Here is a 17,098-nt window from a genome sequence, read left to right on the forward strand (position 1 = left end):
TGCCGGGCGGTGGAGGCGCCCACGCTCCCGGCACGCCGCGAGTCGGCGGGCTCAGATCATCGACCGCATCGGGCCCTGGGGCGGCTCGATGTCCAGGTCCGTCAGGGCGGAGACGTGGTAGACCGAGCCCGGGACGTGGATGGCGTGGGCGAGGCCGACGTGCGCGTCCCGCCAGAACCGCTGGATCGGGTTGTCGCTCCGCATCGCGTTGCCGCCCGACCGGACGACGATCTCGTTCATCGCCTGCACCGCCCGCCACGCCGCCCGGACCTGGGTGCGGCGCCCGGCGGCGCGTTCGGCGAACGTCGGCACGTGCCCGGCGGCGACCATGTCGTACATGCGCGAGCAGTTGTCCAGCAGCGCCGTGCGGGACGTCCTGATCTCCTCGGCCGCCTCGCTGATCGCGTACAGCACGTACGGGTCGTCCTTGATCTTCGTGCCGGTGATCTGGACGCGGTTGCGCTGGTAGGCCAGGTGGTGGTGCAGCGCGCCCTCGGCGATGCCGATGACCGCGGAGGAGATGCCGAGCGGGAACACGCAGGAGAACGGCATCAGGTAGGAGGGGTTGGTCAGCCCCGCCTCGCGCGGCGCCGAACCGTCAACGACCTTGGAGTACTCCAGCGTCCGGTACGCCGGGACGAACGCGTCCCTGACGATGATGTCCTTGCTGCCGGTGCCCTTCAGCCCCGCGACGTCCCAGGAGTCCTCGACGATCTCGTAGTCCGAGCGCGGCAGGATCATGTGCAGCGACCGCGGCGGCTGCGCCATCCTGCCGTCCTCGTCGCCCAGCATCGCGCCGAGGAAGATCCAGTCGCAGTGGTCGGTGCCGGAGGAGAACTGCCAGCGGCCGTTGAACACGTAGCCGCCGTCCACGGGCCGGGCGATGCCCATCGGCGCGTACGGGGACGCGATCCAGGTGTCGGGGTCCTCGCCCCAGATCTCCTCGCGCACCTTCGGGTCGGCGTAGGCCATCTCCCACGGGTGGACGCCGACGATGCCGGCGACCCAGCCGGTGGAGCCGTCCAGGGAGGCGATCCCCATCACCGTCTCGGCGAACTCGCGCGGGTGGACCTCCAGGCCGCCGTGCGCCTGCGGCTGGAGCAGCCGGATCGCGCCCGCGTCCTTGAGGATCTGCGCGGCCTTGTCGTCGAGCCTGCCGAGCGCCTCGTTGGCCGGGCCGAGCTCGCGGATCTGCTCCGCCCTCTCCATGATCGTGTCAAGCACGCGGTCAGCCATCGCCTGTCTCCCAGTATGTTTCGTCAGCCGTCGTAGGTGATCTTCAGCCGGTCGGTGACCGGCCTCGCCTGACAGGCGAGGATGAGGCCGTCGGCGAGATCCTGCTCGTCGAGGACCGTGTTGGCGTCCAGGGTGACCTCGCCCTCCAGCGCCACGCAGGCGCAGGCCGAGCAGGACCCCTCCCGGCAGGAGAACGGGGCGTCGACCCCGGCGCGCAGCAGCGCGTCGAGAAGCCGCTCGGACGCGCGCCACGGCACCGTGCGGGTCTCCCCGTCCATCTCGACCTCGATCTCGCCCGCGTCGCCGTCCTCCGCCTCCGTCTGCTCCGGCGCGTCGTCGGGCTGCTCGAACGGGTCGCCCTCCAGCGAGAAGAACCGCTCGGCGTGCACCTTCGCGCCGAGGCCGGTGAGCGTCTCGGAGACCAGGTCCATGAAGATCTCGGGTCCGCACACGTACGCGGGGCGGCCCGCGTAGGGGCCCGCCAGGGAGCGGACGGCCGCGGCCGTCGGCAGGCCCTGCACCGACTCCAGCAGGTGGACGACGGTGAGCCGGTCCGGGTGCCGCTCGGTCAGCTCCCTCAGCTCGTCGGCGAAGATGACCGACCGCTCGTCCCGGTTGGCGTACAGCAGCGCCACCTTCGCCGAGCCGGCCGCCAGGCACGACTTGAGGATCGACATGACCGGGGTGATGCCGCTGCCGCCCGCGACGAGCAGCAGGTCCTCGTCGAGCGAGGGCGGCGTGAACGTGCCCGCCGGGCGCAGCACCTCCAGGACGTCGCCCGCCGTGACGTTGTCGCAGATCCAGTTGGACCCGAGGCCGCCCGCGACCCGCTTGACCGTCACCTTCGGGCGGTCACCGGTGAGCGGCGAGCTGCACAGCGAGTAGCAGCGCGCGGCCCAGCCGCCCTCCGCCGGGACCCGGACGGTGAGGAACTGCCCGGGCCGGTAGACGAACCGCGCCCGGTCGCCCTCGACGGGTTCGAGGACGAGCGAGTGCGCGTCGGCCGTCTCCCGGACGACCTCCACCACCCGCGCCTTCAGTGCCGTCATGAGCGTCCCGCGGCCTTCCCGGCGGCCCCTCTGGCCCCGGCGGCGTGCCGGGCGGCGATGTAGCCGAACACGATGGCCGGGCCGATGGTGGCGCCCGGGCCCGCGTACTCGTTGCCCATCACCGACGCCGAGGAGTTGCCCGTCACGTACAGGCCCTCGATGACCGACCCGTCCTCGCGCAGGACGCGGGCGTGCTCGTCGGAGACGAGGCCGCCCTTGGTGCCGAGGTCGCCCACCTCCATCCGGAACGCGTGGTACGGGCCGCCCTCGATGACGTCCAGGTTGGGGTTCTTCAGGTTCGGGTCGCCGTAGTAGCGGTCGTAGGCGGAGTCGCCGCGGCCGAACTCGGGGTCCTTGCCCTCGCGCGCGTACCGGTTGAACGCCTCGACGGTCTCGCCCAGCGCGTCCGCCGGGACGCCGATCTTGCCGGCCAGCTCGGCGAGCGTGTCCGCCTTGAACGCGATGCCCGCCTCGTAGAACGCCTTGGGGATCGGCGCGCCCGGCAGGATCTGCGCGAACGGGTACCGGGCCCGGGCCTTGGCGTCCATCACGAACCAGCAGGGGACGTGCCCGCCTTCGAGCTGGTCGTGGACGAAGTTGACGTACGGGGCCGACTCGTTGGTGAACCGCTTGCCGTCCTGCCCCACGATCACCGACCGCGGGATGCACCGCTCCGACAGCAGCGGGATCGTCGCCCCCGCCGGGTGCCGGACGGCGGGCATCCACCACGCGTCGTCCATCAGGTCGAGCGCGGCGCCGACGCCCTCGCCGGCCCGGATGCCGTCGCCGGTGTTCTCGCGGGCGCCCATCGCGAAGTCCTCCTGGCCGCCCTTCGGGAGGTACTTGTCGCGCATCTGCTGGTTGTGGTCGAAGCCGCCCGTCGCGAGCAGGACGCCCCGCCGCCCGCGGATGCGCAGCGCCGCGCCGTCGCGCTCGACGACGACGCCGGTGACGCGGCCGTCCTCGACGACGAGCTCGGTCATGGGCGTCTTCAGCCAGAGCGGGATCCCGGCGTCCTTCAGCGCCATCCGCATCCGCGCGGCGAGCGCCCGGCCGCCGGTCGCCATGTGGCGGCGGCGGACCATGTTGGACGACACGCGCCACGCCGCGACCAGCGACGCCCGCCGGCCCGTCCAGGTGCGCTTGGCCATCGCGAGGTCGTGGTAGTCCTTCGCGGTGATCCACAGGCCGAGCGGGCCCTTCATGCTGTTCGGCCGCTGGTACCGCTCGTCGTCGCCGAGCTTGCGGGTGTCGAACGGCTTGGCCTCGATGGACCGGCCGAGCGGGCGCCCGCCCTCGTACTCGGGGTGGTAGTCGGCGTAGCCCTTCGTCCAGAAGAACTTCATCCACTTGCTCCGGCAGAGCAGCTCCATGGCGGCGGGCCCGTTGTCGACGAACGCGTCCAGCCGCGCCGCCGGGACGCGCCCCTCGGTGAGCCGGTCCAGGTAGCGCCGGATCGACTCGCGGCTGTCGTCGTGGCCCCGCGCCTTCAGCGTCGGGTTGTTGGGGATCCAGATGCCGCCGCCGGAGATCGCGGTGGAGCCGCCGAACTTCTTGCCCTTCTCCACGATCAGCGCGGAGAGCCCGGCGTCGTGCGCGGTCAGGGCCGCGGCCATCCCGCCGCCGCCGCTGCCGACGATGACGAGGTCGTACTCGTGGTCCCAGCCGCTCACCGCTCGTCCTTCCGGGTCAGGAACGCCAGCACGGCGCTCTCCCAGGCGGACTTCTGCTCGATCATCACCCAGTGCCCGCAGTTCGGGAAGATGTTCACCTGCACGTTCGGGATCGTGCGCATCGGCACGAGCACCATGTCGACGGGGCTGACCCGGTCGTCCCGGCCCCAGGTGATCAGGGTCTCGGCCTTGAGCCTGTGGAGCATCGCCCAGTACGGCGGCTCGTCGGAGGCCGCCAGCGCCTTCGCGCGGGCGGCCATCGCCTTCGACCCGTACATGCGGCGCGCGCTGGCGAGGGTGTCGGGGTCGGTGGCCTGCCGCCAGCGCTCCTCGATCATCTCCTCGGTGACGATCCGCGGGTCGTACACCATCGAGTTCAGCCACCGGACGAGGCCCTCGCGGGTGGGGTCGTCGGTGAACTCGGCCAGCAGCCTGATCCCCTCGCCGGGCGCGGGGCTGAAGACGTTGCGGCCGATCCCGCCGATGGTGACCAGCCGCCGGACGCGCTCGGGGTGCCGCAGAGCCACCTGCGTCGCCACGATGCCGCCCATGGAGTTGCCGACGACGTCGACCTGGCCGAGGCCGAGGCCGTCCAGGAACCGGACGACGGCGCCGCCGGCGGCCATCATCGGGTGCTCGTCGGTCGGGTCGCTGACCCCGAAGCCGGGGAACTCCAGGACCAGGCAGCGGAAGTGCTCGGCGAACCGGGCGAGGTTGCCGCGGTAGTTGCGCCAGCCGGTGACGCCGGGACCGGAGCCGTGCAGCATCAGCAGCGGCGGGCCCTCACCGGCCTCGTGGTAGCGCAGGACGCCCTGGTCGGTGGCGAGCTCGCGCAACGTCGACTCGTAGGTCAGCTCCGCAGGCATGATCTCCCAGTCCTTCGACGGTGGCTTGTCCGGAACGTAATCGGCGGGACGGCGGGGTCCGGCGGTGGATCCCGATCAGCGGGACGCGGGTCTCAGGGCGGCTCGGCGGGCCCGTCCCGCGGCACGCTTCCACTCATCGGGATCGGGGCGCGTGGCCGCGGAGGGGCGTGCCTACCTTCGGGCTCACCGGCGGCCCCTTGACCGGTGCCGGGTGAGTACCCGTTAGTAGAAATGTCGCATAGTGGATTCGAACGCCCGCCCGCTCGCAGCCCCGAGGTGAACACATGCCAGCCGAGCCAGCGCTCACGCCCCTGCACGACGCCGACGCGGCCGCGCCGGAGCCGGCGGACTTCCGCAAGGCCATGGCCGAGTTCGCGACGGGCGTCACCGTGGTCACCGCCCTCGACGGCGGCGAGCCGGTCGGCTTCGCCTGCCAGTCGTTCGCGTCGGTGTCGCTGGATCCGCCGCTCATCCTGTTCTGCGCGGACAAGCGCGGCCGGTCGTGGCCCCGGATCCGCTCGGCGGGACGGTTCTGCGTGAACGTCCTCGGCGAGGAGCAGCGCGAGCTGTGCGAGCGCTTCGGGTCGAGCCGGGGCGCCAAGTTCGAGGGGCTGGACTGGGAGGAGTCGCGGTGGGGCGCCCCCGCCCTGCCGGACGTCCTGCTCGCGGTCCACTGCGTCGTGCACGACGTGCACGAGGCCGGCGACCACGAGGTGGTGATCGGGCGGGTCCTGGCGGTGGACCGGCACGAGGTCGTGGACGGCGCGTGGCGGCGCCCGATGGTGTTCTTCCGCAGCCGGTTCGGCGTCGGTGAGCCCGACGCGCCGATCGCGCCCGACCCGTGGGGGGTCGGCGACCGGTGGGGCTGGGGTTGACGTCACCTCGGGCCGCCCGTCACATCCAGTCGCCGCGCCCGTCGACGGCGAGCAGCCGGTTCATCGTCTCCGGCGACCAGCTCGTCTCCTCGCCGGTCCGCACGGCGCGCCGGGTGCGCCCGCCGGGGCGTCCCGCGCGGGGGCCGGGGGCCGAGCCGGGGAACAGGATCTGCGACGCCTCGCGGGCGGCGGTGACCACCAGCGGCGCGACGTTCTCCAGCGGGGTGCGGATGTCGCCGACCAGGGAGATCCCCGCGACCGGCCCCTCCGCGCCGCGGATCGCCGCGGCGACGCAGGCGATGCCGGGGTAGGACTCGCCGCGCTCGAACGCCAGGCCGCGGCGCTGGCGGATGCGGTGCAGCTCCTGGTGGAGCGTGCCGAGCTCGCCGATCGTGCGGCTGGTGAAGCGGCTGATGCCCGAGCCGAGCATCGCGTCCACCTGCTCGGGCTCCAGCCACGCCAGCATCGCCTTGCCGAGCGCGGTGCAGTGCGCCGGGGCGCGGCCGCCGACCCGCGACGGGACGGAGGTGGCGAGCCGCCCGCCGAGCTTGTCCAGGTAGAAGACCTCGGCGCCGTCCAGGACGGCCAGGTGCGCGACGAGCCCCGTGGTGACCTGAAGCTCGTGCAGCAGCGGCGCGGCGGCCTCGCGGATCTTGCCGTGCCCGCCGTCCTGCCCGCCGAGGCCGAGGGCGCGCTGGCCGAGCCCGTAGCCGAACGAGTGGTGCGCGAGCCAGCGCTGCCGGACGAGCTGGTCCAGGATGCGGTGCGCGGTGGAGCGCGGCAGCCGGGTGCGGCGGGCGACGTCCTCCAGGGTCAGCCGGGCGGTCGGCCCGTTGAACGCGTCGAGGATCAGCGTCATCCGCTCGATCATCGACGGCGGCGACTCCCGGCGCGCGGCCGACATGACCTCCGTCGTGGTCATGACCTCCGGCGTGGCTGCCTCCGGCATCGCGGCCTCGGTCATCGCACCTCCCAGAACATGACTGAAATGAATTCTTGTTTCCTGGAATGTAGCAACCGCTTGCTATCAGCGGAAGAGGGGAAGTAAGACCAGGTCAGCCGGAGCATCCGGCAGTGGGATCGCGCCCCAGGTCGGACCGGCCATCGTGATAGAACGTTTTTCCACCAACGAGGGGAGCAGCGATGCGTGTCGGGATCGTCACGCCGGTGGTGGCGCAGCCGCCCGGCCACGCCGCCTGGGAGCGCGGCGCGGGCATCGAGGAGATCGCCCTGATCGCCGGGGCCGCCGACCGGCTCGGCTACCACCACCTGACGTGCAGCGAGCACGTCGCCGTCCCGGCCGAGGCCGCCGAGCAGCGCGGCGGCGTCTACTGGGACCCGCTCGCGACCTTCGGCCACCTCGCCGCCCGCACGTCCCGGATCCGGCTCGCCACGCAGGTGCTCGTGCTCGGCTACCACCACCCGCTCGCCATCGCCAAGCGCTACGGCACGCTCGACCGGGTCAGCGGCGGGCGGCTCACGCTCGGCCTCGGCGTCGGCAGCCTGGAGGAGGAGTTCGACCTGCTCGGCGCGCCGTTCGCCGGCCGCGGCTCCCGCGCCGACGACGCGCTGGCGGCGCTGCGCGCCTCCCTGTCGCGGCGCACGCCGGAGTACCGCGGCGAGCACTACGCCTACTCCGGGCTCGTCGTGGAGCCGCACGCCGTCCAGGACCGCGTCCCGCTGTGGATCGGCGGCCGCTCGGGCCGCTCGCTGCGCCGCGCGCTGGACGCCGACGGCTGGGTGCCGTTCGGCCTGCCGCTGCGCACGCTCGCGGAGATGCTCGCGGACGCCGACGTGCCGCCCGGCTTCGACGTGGTCCTCGCGCCGTCGCGCCCGCTGGACCCGATCGGCGCCCCGGAGGCGACCGGGACGGCGCTCGCCCGGCTGCGCGAGGCGGGCGCCACGATCGCCGGCGTCCGGATGGAGTCGGAGTCGGCGGAGCACTACTGCGAGCAGCTCGCCGCCCTGCGCGGGCTGGCCGCCGGCTACGGCCTGGTCTTCGGGGAGGAGGAGTGAGCGTCGAAGCCCGGCTGGCCGCCCTCGAAGACCGGCTGCGCTCCCTGGAGGACGAGCGGGAGATCACCCGGCTGATCCTGTCCTACGGGCCGCTGGTCGACGGCGGCTGCGCGGCCGAGGTCGCCGGGCTGTGGGAGCCGGACGGCGTCTACGACGTGGACGAGCTGATGATGACCGGGCACCCGGAGATCGAGGCGATGGTCCGCTCGGGGAACCACCAGCGGTGGATCTCCGGCGGCTGCGCGCACGTCGTCGGCCCGCCGCACGTCACGCTCTCGGGGGACGAGGCCACCGCCGTCGGCTACACCCTCATGATCGTCAAGCGGCCGGACGGCTTCGTGCTGCGCCGCGCCACCGCCAACCACTGGCGGCTGCGCCGCACCCCGTCCGGCTGGCGCGCCGTGACCCGCGTCAACCGCGTCCTCGACGGCCGCGAGGAGTCCCCCGACCTGCTCGCCTCCCACTTCCCGGGCGCCGTCCGGCACCGCTGAGGGCCCCGCGGGCCGGGCGGGGCGGCTCAGGGGGTGACGCCCATGGTGGCGAGGATCCCGCCGGCCAGCTCCCCGTCGCCCTCGGCGCGGACGGCGACGTCGCCCGCCGTGCAGCGTCCGGCGGCCAGCCGGACGTAGGTCTCCCAGTCCATGGCGATCCTCACCGAGGGGGACGCCGGGACGTCCGACCACGCGCCGCGGCCGTCCTCGCCGACCGTGACGGCGACCTCGAAGTCGGGCGGGCCGGAGATCGTGAGGACGGCGCTGCGACCGGGCGCGCCCTTCGCCGCCCGCGCCACGATGCGCGGGAGGGGGCGGCTCAGCAGTTCCCAGAAGCACCGCGCCGCCGGGGCGTCGAGGTTGCCGGGGCGGCCGACCGCGCGGCGGATGTCCTGCTCGTGGGTCCAGCAGTCCATGGCGCGGAACTTCATGAACCGCGTGTAGGAGCCCTCCCTGCCGTCCGGGCACATCAGGACGCGGTCGGGGTCCTCGCCGGCCACCTGCACGAGGCGGCGTTCGAGCGCGTCCGCCAGTTCCGCCGCGACCTGCGGGCCGGGGACCGGCCGCCGCGCGTGCACCGCCAACTCGGTGTAGCGGGCGAAGTCGTTGCGGAGGTGCCCGAACTCGGGCAGCTCGACGGGCGGGGCGGGATCGCCGAGCAGGTCGCGCTCCACGCCGGCGAGGTGGGAGAACTGGTCCTTGACCGTCCAGCCGGGACACTCGGTCGGCCGGTCCCAGTCGTCGTCGCCCAGCGTCCCGGCGAGCGCGAGCGTCGAGCGGATCGTCTGCTCGTAGGCGGCGGTGTTGGCGCGCATCTGCTCGTTCATGATCAGCCCCTCCGTCGGCGCCACGAAGCTTACGGCCCGTCCCGGCCGGGGGTCTGGCCGGGACGGGCCATCAGCGGGCTCAGGCACCGAGGACGCCGCCGATGACGGCGGCGTACGCGGCCTCGCCCGCCGCGTTCGGGTGCAGGGGCGCGGCGGCGTGGACGGGGACGTAGCCCTCGACCCAGCGCTGGGACGCCGACTGGCACGCGTCATGGCCGGCGCTGGGCGTGACCAGGTCGATGTAGGTCCCGCCGTGCGCCGTCGTCTGCTGGCGGATCACGTCGTTCATGGCGTTCACGGAGCCCTGGAGGAAGTTGGCGTCCGTGGGCAGCACGGGCTGGACGGGCCAGCAGCCGTTCCGCTTGATGTAGAGGCCGTAGCCGGTGACGACGATCCGGGCCTTCGGGGAGCGGGCGCGGATCCCGTCCAGGACGGCGGACAGCTTCGGGCCGAAGTCGCGGGTGCGCTGGGCCACCTGGTCCTCGAACTCGCCCTTGCACGGGGTGGCGGTGGGGTCGAGGGTGGCGCAGTCCTCGGCGATGCCGACCAGGCCGACGTCGTTGCCGCCGATGGTGAGGGTCACGAGCGCCGTGGACGCGGTGAGCGCGTCGAGCTGCGGCGGGACGGTCCCGGTGTCGACGCCGCCGACACTGGTGCTCTGAGGCTGGGTCATGTGGGTGGTCTTGGCGCCGCTGCAGGTGACGTCCCGGAGGGCGGCGCCCATGCGGGAGGCCAGCTCGTGCGCGTAGTTGCGGGTGGAGCGCCCGCAGCCGATCGGGCCGGTGATGTCCGGGATGAGCGGGCCGGACGCCATCGAGTCGCCGAGCGCGACGTACTCCACCGCGGCGGCCGCCGCGGGAACGGCCGTCCCGCCGAGGGCCGCCCCCGCCAGAACGATCGCGCCGGCCGTGCCCCTGACGACTCGGCTCCCGGTGACCCGGTTCCCGGTGACTCGGCCCCTGACGGCCCGGGCGGTGGACGGGCGGCCGTTGAACAGACGCTTCATGAGCTGACTCCCGGCGTCATGGACGATGTCGCCGTGATCGTCCAGAATCTGGACACGCCGTTCAATTGGCGCGAAAACAGACTCTTCCGGGAGCCGTTGTGACGCGGGACAAGACGCCGGCGCTGCGCGTGGCGGGCCGGCCGGTGGCGGCCCATCTGCGGGTCCGCGCGCCGCTGCTGACCCGCCGCGTGGTGGCGCGGCTGCTCGCCGAGCTGCCCGTCTACGCCGAGCTGCCGCAGGAGGAGGTCGCCGGGGACGTCGCCGGGATCGTCCAGCACAGCCTGCGGCAGTTCGCGGACGTCCTGGAGCGGCGCCGGCCCGCCCGCGCGGCCGACTTCGCCCGGCAGCGCGACTCGGCGGCGCTGCGGGCCGAGGAGGGCGTGCCGCTGGACGCGATCCTCGCCGCCTACCAGATCGGGGCGGCCATGGCCTGGGAGGAGCTGACCGCCGGGGCCGAGCCGGACGACCTGCCCGCCTTCCAGGAGGCGCTCGGCTACTTCCTGGACTTCCAGCGGCTGCTGACCTCCGCCGTCAGCGCCGCCTACCTGGAGGTGCGGCAGATCCTCGACAGCCAGGAGCACGGCGGCCGGCACGCCCTGATGACCGCGCTGCTGGCGGGGGACACCGCGGGGCACCGCCCGGCGCCCCGCTACGCCGTCCTGGCGCTGGCGTTCGGCCCGCATCCGGACGAGGCCGGCTCGGGCCAGCGCGCCCGGATCGCGGCCCGCCGCAAGATCCGCCGCGTCCGGACGGCGCTGGACGCCGTCGCCGACGAGCCCGCCCTCACCGCCCTGGACGCCTCGGGAGGCACGGCCCTGCTCCCCTTCTCCGCCGGATGGGAGACCCTGCACGACCTGGTCGCGGGCGCGGCGAAGGCCGCCGACATCGAGGTGACGGCCGCCGCGGAGATCACCGGCCCGGCGGGCGTCCCGGCCGCCGTCGCCCAGACCGGCGAGATCATGGACCTGGTCCGCCGGGCGGGCCGCCCGCCCGGCCTGTACCGCCTCGCCGACGTCCTGCTGGACTACCAGCTGAGCCGTCCGAGCGGCGCGCTCGCGGCGCTCGCCGAACTGCTGGCGCCCCTGGACCTCAGGCCCGACCTGCTGCGCACCCTGGAGCGCTACCTGGCGCTCGACCTGGACCGCCGCGCGACCGGCGCGGCCCTGCACGTCCACCCGAACACGGTCGCCTACCGCATACGCCGCATCAGCGCCCTCACCGGCCTGGACCCGGCCCGCCCCGGCGACCTCCAGCTCCTGAACGCCGCCCTGATAGCCCGCCGCTCCCTGCGCTGATCCACCGCCGGAGCAATCCCGGACCGCGATTCCGTGATCATGATAATGCGTATATAAATGTATAAAGGTAACGTGATCCACTTGCGTGCGAACCCCGCTGGGAGTTGATCGGTGTGACCGTGGGTGCGGCCCGGACGTCCACCGAAGACGAATGGCCGGCCACGCTGAGCGTCCAGAGCCTGCTGGAGCAGGGGTGGCGGCCGACTCCGTTCCGCGAGTTCGTCCTGAAAATCCACAGCAGATGCAACCTGGCCTGCGACTACTGCTACATGTACGAGATGGCGGACCAGAGCTGGCGGCGCCAGCCGCGCCGCATGTCGCGGGCCACCCTGGACCGCACGGCCGCCCGCATCGCCGAGCACGCGCGCTCCAATGACCTGTCCCGGATCGGCGTCGTCCTGCACGGCGGAGAACCGTTGCTCGCCGGCCCCGAGCACATCCGCTACGCGGTCGAGGCGGTCAATTCGGCCGTGGATTCCCGGACGTCGGTGAGTTTCCACTTGCAGACCAATGGCGTCCTCCTTGATTCGGTCTACCTGAAACTCTTCGACGAACTCGACATATTCGCGAGCGTCAGCCTGGACGGCGACGAGCACGGCCACGACCGCCACCGCCGCCGCGCCAACGGCAGGGGGAGCCACGAGGACGTCACGAGCGGCCTGCGCCGGCTGACGTCGCCCGCGTACCGGCGGCTGTTCAGCGGCCTGCTGAGCACGATCGACCTGCGCAACGACCCCGTCGCCACCTACGAGGCGCTCGTCGCCCACCGCCCCCCGGCCGTGGACTTCCTGCTTCCGCACGGCAACTGGGACACCCCGCCTCCGGGCCGCGGCGACGACGACGCGACGCCGTACGGCGACTGGCTCGTCGCGATCTTCGAACGCTGGTACCGCACCCCGGTGCGGGAGACCCGCGTCCGGCTGTTCAGCGAGATCATCCGGCTGCTGCTCGGCCGCCCCTCGCACTGCGAGACGATCGGGCTGTCGCCGGTCGCGGTCGCCGTGGTGGAGACCGACGGCTCCATCGAGCAGGTCGACACGCTCAAGTCCGCCTACGAGGGCGCCGCGCACACCGAACTGCACGTGGGCAGGGACACCTTCGACGCCGCCCTGATGCTCCCCGCGATGGCCGCGCGCCAGATCGGCCACCGGGCGCTCGCCGACGCGTGCGCGGCCTGCCCCGTCCACCGCGTCTGCGGCGGCGGTCTCTACACCCACCGGTACCGCTCCGGCACCGGCTTCGCCAACCCGTCCGTCTACTGCCGCGACCTCTTCCGCCTGGTCACCCATGTGCGGGACGCGGTCGCGCAGGACGTCGAGGCGTACAGGCGGAAGGTGTCGTCCCAGGAGGGAACCGGATGAGCCCGGGCGTCCACCGGATCCCCGAGAAGGTCTTCCTGGCGCTCGCCGCGGGCGAGGGCGGCCCGGCCGCGGTCGAACTCCTCCACAGGGCCCAGTACAGCAAGCGCCTCCTGCTGCTCCGGGGCGTGCGCGACGCGGGCGGGCCCCAGGCCGCCGAGGCCTACGACGTGCTCGGGCGCGTCCAGCAGAGGGCCCCGCAGGCGGCCGAGGCCGTGCTGCGGTATCCGACCGTCGGCGAATGGGCCAGGCGCGCTCTCGCCGGCCCGTCCGGCGCGGAAGGCGGCGCCGCCCCGGCCGGCCTCGCCGCCCTCGCCGCCGGGGCGGCGGTCAAGGCGGGCCTTCCCTGCGAGATCGAGGTGCCGGCGCGCTCGGGGACGATCGTCCTTCCCGGGCTGGGACGCGCTCTCGTCCCCGGCCGGAGGAGCGCGATCGTCCGGTCCGGACCGGGCGGGGCGGAGGTCGTCGCCGAGGGCCTGCGGATCGGGCTGCCGGCCGACGTCCACCGGGACGCGCCCGGCTGGGAGGCCCTGCGGAGGCTGGCCGCCGAACACCGCGGCGCGCGCGTCGGCTTCCTGCTCGACGACCACGACCCGGACCGCATGCCCGGAGCCGAGCGCCTTCCGCACCGCCTGAGCGCCACCGAACTCGACCACTGGCAGTCGGTCCTGCACGGCGCCTGGCGCATCCTGGTCGAGCGCCACCCGGGCGTCGCGGAGGACGTCGCGGCCTTCGTCTCCGTCCTGACCCCGCTCGTCGCGCCGGCACAGGGGCAGTCCAGCGCGACGCCCAGGCACGCCTTCGGCGGCATCGGCCTGTCCAGCCCGCCCGACGCCCGCTTCCTCGCGCTCACGCTGGCCCATGAGGTCCAGCACACCAAGCTCACCGGGCTTCTGGACGCCGTCCACCTCACCGAACCCGACGACGGCACCACCTACTACGCGCCCTGGCGGGAGGATCCACGACCCGTCGCCGGGCTCCTGCAGGGCGCCTACGCCCACCTCGGCATCGCCAGGTTCTGGCGGGACCAGCGCCGGCACGAGACGGGTGCGGCCGCACTGGAGGCCGAGAGCGACTTCGCGCGCTGGCGCGCCGCCACGGACCTCGTGATCCGCACCCTCGCCTCCAGCGGGAGGCTCACTCCCGAGGGCGAGGTGTTCGTCGGCGAGATGGGCCGGACCGTCCGGGCCTGGCTGGACGAGCCCGTCCCCTCCGAGGCCCTGCGCCGCGGCGGGGAGGCCGCGGGACGGCACCTGACCGCCTGGCGCCGCCGCAACCCCGGACACCCCTCGCCCTCCGGCGCCGGCTAGATCGGCGGCGGGTCGAAGTCGCAGTCGAGGTTCCGCCACTCCCCCGCGACGACGGCGTCCGGGTGCTCCAAGCCGAGCGTCCTGGCGTAGGCGCTCATCGTCTCCTCGTGCACCCTGTCCGCCTCTTCCACCTCGCCGAGCTCCCGCAGCGAGACCGCGAGGTTCGCGGCGCAGGCCAGGGTCATCGGATGCTCGTCCCCGATCGTCGCGCGCAGCCGCCGCAGCGTCCCCCGGCCGAGCCTGCACGCCGACTCGACCTCGCCGAGCGCGAGCAGGTCACTGGCCAGGTTGGTGGCCACGGTGAGGGAGTAGTGGTGGTCGCGCCCGAGCTTGACCTCCAGCCCGGCCAGCGCCTTCTCGTTGGACACCCGCGCGGTCACCGCGTCGCCGCACACCCGGTGCAGCAGCGCCAGGTTCCCGCCGCAGCCGTGGTTGTAGGGGTGCTCGGGCCCGTAGGCCTTCGGGTAGCGGACGACGGTGTCGGCCGCGAGTTCCAGGGCCGATTTCAGGTCGCCCGTGCAGCGCTGTCCGTTGGCCAGGCACATCGCCGCGGCCAGGGTGTCGGGGTGGTCCAGCCCGAACAGCCGCACGGAGCGCGCGTTGACCTCCTGCGCCACTTCCAGGGCCCTGTCCAGCTCGCCCGCCCGGCGCAGCGCGATGGAGAGGTCCTTGGCCACGCGCAGCGTCAGCGGGTGCTCGGCGCCGAGTTCGTCGACGCACTTGGCGTAGGCGTCCTCACCCAGATCGCATGCCTCGGAGTACTCGCCGCAGAGGCGCACCGCGCGCGCCAGGCCCCCGAGCGCGTTGCTGACGTTGACCGCGGTGCCCCGGGCGACGTCCCCGAACCTCAGGCAGACGGTCTCGTGGAGCTCCTTCGACTTGATGTAGTCGCTGTTCAGCCCGTGGTCGAGCGCCAGGTTGTGCATCACCCGCAGCGTGTCGGGCGCCGACTCGCCGAACGCCTCCATGTGCCGTTCCAGGGAGCGCAGGTCGTGGTCCCGGGCGTCCGAGAAGTCCCCGCGCGCCCGCAGGTCGGCGCCGAGCGAGTTCAGCAGCTGCAGAGTCATCCGGTGCTTGGGGCCGACCAGAGCCTCCGTCCGCTCCATGGCCTTCAGGTTCGACTCGTAGGCGGCGCCGTACTCCCCGAGGTCCCGCAGGATGTTGCCGAACTGGCGCTTGCCCTCCAGGAGGTCGATGTCGTCCTCCCCAGAGTCGGCCGCCCACTGGTCGAGGACGCGTTCGATCAGGTGCTGCGCGAACGCGTAGTCGCCGGACAGCCGCAGGTAGCGGACGATGTTGAGGGCGAACTTGCGGACCTCGGGGTCGGTGCTCTCGGCGACGGCGGCGGGCTCCACGTGGCCGATCAGCTCCGAGTAGCGGCGCCAGCTCGCCGGCGACTCCGCGTCCTCGGGGGGCGTCGCGGCCACGAGGAGCATGTGCACCTCGCCGCGGAAGCGCGCCTGCTCCGCCGGGCTCAGCTCGTCGCGCAGCAGCGCCTGGATCAGCCGGTGCACCTGGACGGTCCGGCTCGGCGCGTCGATCTTCGCCAGCGCGTACCGGTTGACCTCCCCGAAGGCCCGCGCGAGCCGGATCGGGTTGCGCAGCAGCCCGGCCAGCGGCTGGCTGATCCCGGGCGGGGTCCGGGAGAACACCTCGCGCGGGATCGGCTCGGGGCCGAAGAACGCGCAGCACCGCAGGAGCTCGACGGCTTCGGGCACCTTCTCGGCCAGGCTGTTCACCGACAGCCGCCACGCCGCCGTCATCGACACCGGGTACTCGGTCGGCTTGCCCTCGGCCAGCAGCTGGCTGGTGCACTCGTCGAGCAGCCGCAGGTACTCCGTGACGGACATGCCCGTCTCGGCCTGCAACGCCCCGGCCTGCTCCAGGGCGAGCGGCAGGTCCCCGAGCTCGTGGGCGAGGCGGTTCGCGTCCTCCTCGCCGATCGCGCGCGGGACGCGCTTGTTGAGGAACGCGACGCTCTCGTCGCGGCTGAACACGTTGACCTGGACGGTGTGGCCGACGCCCTCCCACCGCGGGTTGCGCGAGGTGACCAGGACGTGCCCCTGCCCCTGGCCCTGGGGCAGCAGGTCCTGGAGGTCCTCGGGCTGGTCGGCGTTGTCGAAGATGAGCAGCCAGCGGCGGTACGGCTCCCCGCGGCGCAGCGCCTCGAGGACGTCGTTGGCCGCGTCCTCGACGCCCCGGGCCGTGGCGGAGGTCAGGCCGAGCTTGGGCGCCAGCGCCGCCAGCGCCGGCCGCACCAGGGACGGCTGGTCGGCCGGAACCCACCACACCACGTCGTAGTCGACGGAGAACCGGTGCGCGAACTCCACCGCCATCTGGGTCTTGCCCACGCCGCCGAGCCCGTGCAGGGCGTGCGGGAGCACGGCGGTGACCTGGCCGGAGATGCCCGCCTTCAGCTTGGTGAGCAGCTCCTCGCGTCCCGTGAAGTTCTTGTTCCGCGGCGGGATCTTGCCCCAGACCGCCGGGGCCGTCTCCGGGAGCGACACGCGTCCACCTCCGCATTTCGCCGATCACCACATGGCCAGAGCGCTTCGCCGGCATGCGCACTTAGCTACCGTATTATCCCAATTCAGTCAGGGGGGGAATAGGTCACGCGTCACAGATCCGGACCGCACCCGTTTCTGCGATCCCTCTTTTCGGTCCGGCCAATTCGCCCGTTCTGACTGCACTATAAAAGCGCGACGGCGGCCGGGAGCGGCATGGCCAAAGCAGGATTCTTCTGTAATCATTGAAATCAGCCGCCCATGCACGGACAACCCTGTACTGTGCGCCTGCCACCCGCCAGGCGGCGTGACCCGCCCGAGGAGAATCCATGCAGCAGGAACCCGCTCTCCACGGCGACCTGATCGACGTGTCCGGACTCTCGCTCCGCGAACTCGACGACGTGCTCGGCGAGTCGGCCATCGAACTGGCCCTGCGCGAGATCCTCGACCCCAGCCGCGGAGAGATCGCCTCCGCCGGCTTCGAGAGCAAGCTCGGCTGACCCACGGCCGCCGGCCCCGCGGCGTCTCCGGCGCGGGGCACGGCCTCGGGCGTGCGGACGTTGAACGTCCAGGACCCGGATCCGACCTCGTA

At 73.2% G+C, this 17,098-nt stretch carries 15 protein-coding genes; 7 read left to right on the forward strand and 8 right to left on the reverse strand.

Going from position 1 to position 17,098, the window contains the following annotated elements; genetic code table 11:
• Positions 1–51 precede the first annotated feature (51 nt).
• From AB0K37_RS20530 to AB0K37_RS20545, 4 genes are read right to left on the reverse strand one after another with little or no spacing between them, the layout of a single operon-like run.
• Positions 52–1,236: an acyl-CoA dehydrogenase family protein gene (locus tag AB0K37_RS20530; RefSeq protein WP_363983312.1), complete on the reverse strand. Its 1,185-nt coding sequence runs from the start codon at positions 1,234–1,236 to the stop codon at positions 52–54.
• Between the two features lie 23 nt (positions 1,237–1,259).
• The gene (locus AB0K37_RS20535; protein ID WP_363983315.1) at positions 1,260–2,285 is read right to left on the reverse strand and encodes a ferredoxin--NADP reductase; all 1,026 of its coding nucleotides are present in this window, start codon (positions 2,283–2,285) and stop codon (positions 1,260–1,262) included.
• On the reverse strand, positions 2,282–3,958 hold the full coding sequence (locus tag AB0K37_RS20540) for an FAD-binding protein (protein WP_363983318.1): 1,677 nt from the start codon (positions 3,956–3,958) through the stop codon (positions 2,282–2,284). Before AB0K37_RS20540 ends, AB0K37_RS20535 begins: the two co-directional genes overlap by 4 nt.
• On the reverse strand, positions 3,955–4,824 hold the full coding sequence (locus tag AB0K37_RS20545; RefSeq protein WP_363983321.1) for an alpha/beta fold hydrolase: 870 nt from the start codon (positions 4,822–4,824) through the stop codon (positions 3,955–3,957). The genes AB0K37_RS20540 and AB0K37_RS20545 overlap by 4 nt, the downstream gene beginning before the upstream one ends.
• A gap of 284 nt (positions 4,825–5,108) precedes the next feature.
• Between AB0K37_RS20545 and AB0K37_RS20550 the strand changes: the two genes are divergently transcribed.
• Positions 5,109–5,699: a flavin reductase family protein gene (locus AB0K37_RS20550; RefSeq protein WP_345179246.1), complete on the forward strand. Its 591-nt coding sequence runs from the start codon at positions 5,109–5,111 to the stop codon at positions 5,697–5,699.
• A 19-nt stretch (positions 5,700–5,718) separates the two neighbouring features.
• On the opposite strand, the gene AB0K37_RS20555 is transcribed toward AB0K37_RS20550, so the two are convergent.
• Positions 5,719–6,663, reverse strand: a complete 945-nt coding sequence (locus tag AB0K37_RS20555; RefSeq protein WP_363983324.1) for an IclR family transcriptional regulator — start codon at positions 6,661–6,663, stop codon at positions 5,719–5,721.
• A 179-nt stretch (positions 6,664–6,842) separates the two neighbouring features.
• Here AB0K37_RS20555 and AB0K37_RS20560 point away from each other — a divergent pair, with 179 nt between their 5' ends.
• Positions 6,843–7,715, forward strand: a complete 873-nt coding sequence (locus AB0K37_RS20560; protein ID WP_363983327.1) for a TIGR03619 family F420-dependent LLM class oxidoreductase — start codon at positions 6,843–6,845, stop codon at positions 7,713–7,715.
• A complete protein-coding gene (locus AB0K37_RS20565; protein WP_363983330.1) occupies positions 7,712–8,206 on the forward strand; it encodes a nuclear transport factor 2 family protein in 495 nt (164 codons plus the stop codon). The genes AB0K37_RS20560 and AB0K37_RS20565 overlap by 4 nt, the downstream gene beginning before the upstream one ends.
• Before the next feature lie 26 nt (positions 8,207–8,232).
• Here the strand turns inward: AB0K37_RS20565 and AB0K37_RS20570 are convergent, their stop codons facing one another.
• The gene (locus tag AB0K37_RS20570; RefSeq protein WP_363983333.1) at positions 8,233–9,033 is read right to left on the reverse strand and encodes a maleylpyruvate isomerase family mycothiol-dependent enzyme; all 801 of its coding nucleotides are present in this window, start codon (positions 9,031–9,033) and stop codon (positions 8,233–8,235) included.
• Between the two features lie 79 nt (positions 9,034–9,112).
• A complete protein-coding gene (locus tag AB0K37_RS20575; RefSeq protein ID WP_363983336.1) occupies positions 9,113–10,039 on the reverse strand; it encodes an SGNH/GDSL hydrolase family protein in 927 nt (308 codons plus the stop codon).
• A gap of 98 nt (positions 10,040–10,137) precedes the next feature.
• Between AB0K37_RS20575 and AB0K37_RS20580 the strand changes: the two genes are divergently transcribed.
• From AB0K37_RS20580 to AB0K37_RS20590, 3 genes are all read left to right on the forward strand, one after another.
• The gene (locus AB0K37_RS20580; RefSeq protein ID WP_363983338.1) at positions 10,138–11,334 is read left to right on the forward strand and encodes a helix-turn-helix domain-containing protein; all 1,197 of its coding nucleotides are present in this window, start codon (positions 10,138–10,140) and stop codon (positions 11,332–11,334) included.
• A gap of 113 nt (positions 11,335–11,447) precedes the next feature.
• On the forward strand, positions 11,448–12,695 hold the full coding sequence (locus AB0K37_RS20585) for an FxsB family cyclophane-forming radical SAM/SPASM peptide maturase (protein ID WP_363983341.1): 1,248 nt from the start codon (positions 11,448–11,450) through the stop codon (positions 12,693–12,695).
• Positions 12,692–14,002, forward strand: coding sequence for an HEXXH motif domain-containing protein (locus AB0K37_RS20590; protein WP_363983344.1), 1,311 nt, complete (start codon positions 12,692–12,694; stop codon positions 14,000–14,002). Before AB0K37_RS20585 ends, AB0K37_RS20590 begins: the two co-directional genes overlap by 4 nt.
• Here AB0K37_RS20590 and fxsT read toward each other — a convergent pair.
• Positions 13,999–16,509, reverse strand: coding sequence for an FxSxx-COOH system tetratricopeptide repeat protein (gene fxsT / locus AB0K37_RS20595; protein ID WP_363983347.1), 2,511 nt, complete (start codon positions 16,507–16,509; stop codon positions 13,999–14,001). The two genes, AB0K37_RS20590 and fxsT, sit on opposite strands and share 4 nt — an antisense overlap.
• A gap of 326 nt (positions 16,510–16,835) precedes the next feature.
• Here fxsT and AB0K37_RS20600 point away from each other — a divergent pair, with 326 nt between their 5' ends.
• The gene (locus tag AB0K37_RS20600; RefSeq protein ID WP_345179226.1) at positions 16,836–17,006 is read left to right on the forward strand and encodes an FXSXX-COOH protein; all 171 of its coding nucleotides are present in this window, start codon (positions 16,836–16,838) and stop codon (positions 17,004–17,006) included.
• Positions 17,007–17,098 lie beyond the last annotated feature (92 nt).

The sequence above is a fragment of the Actinomadura sp. NPDC049753 genome (assembly GCF_040674655.1).
GTDB classification, from domain to species: domain Bacteria; phylum Actinomycetota; class Actinomycetes; order Streptosporangiales; family Streptosporangiaceae; genus Spirillospora; species Spirillospora verrucosospora.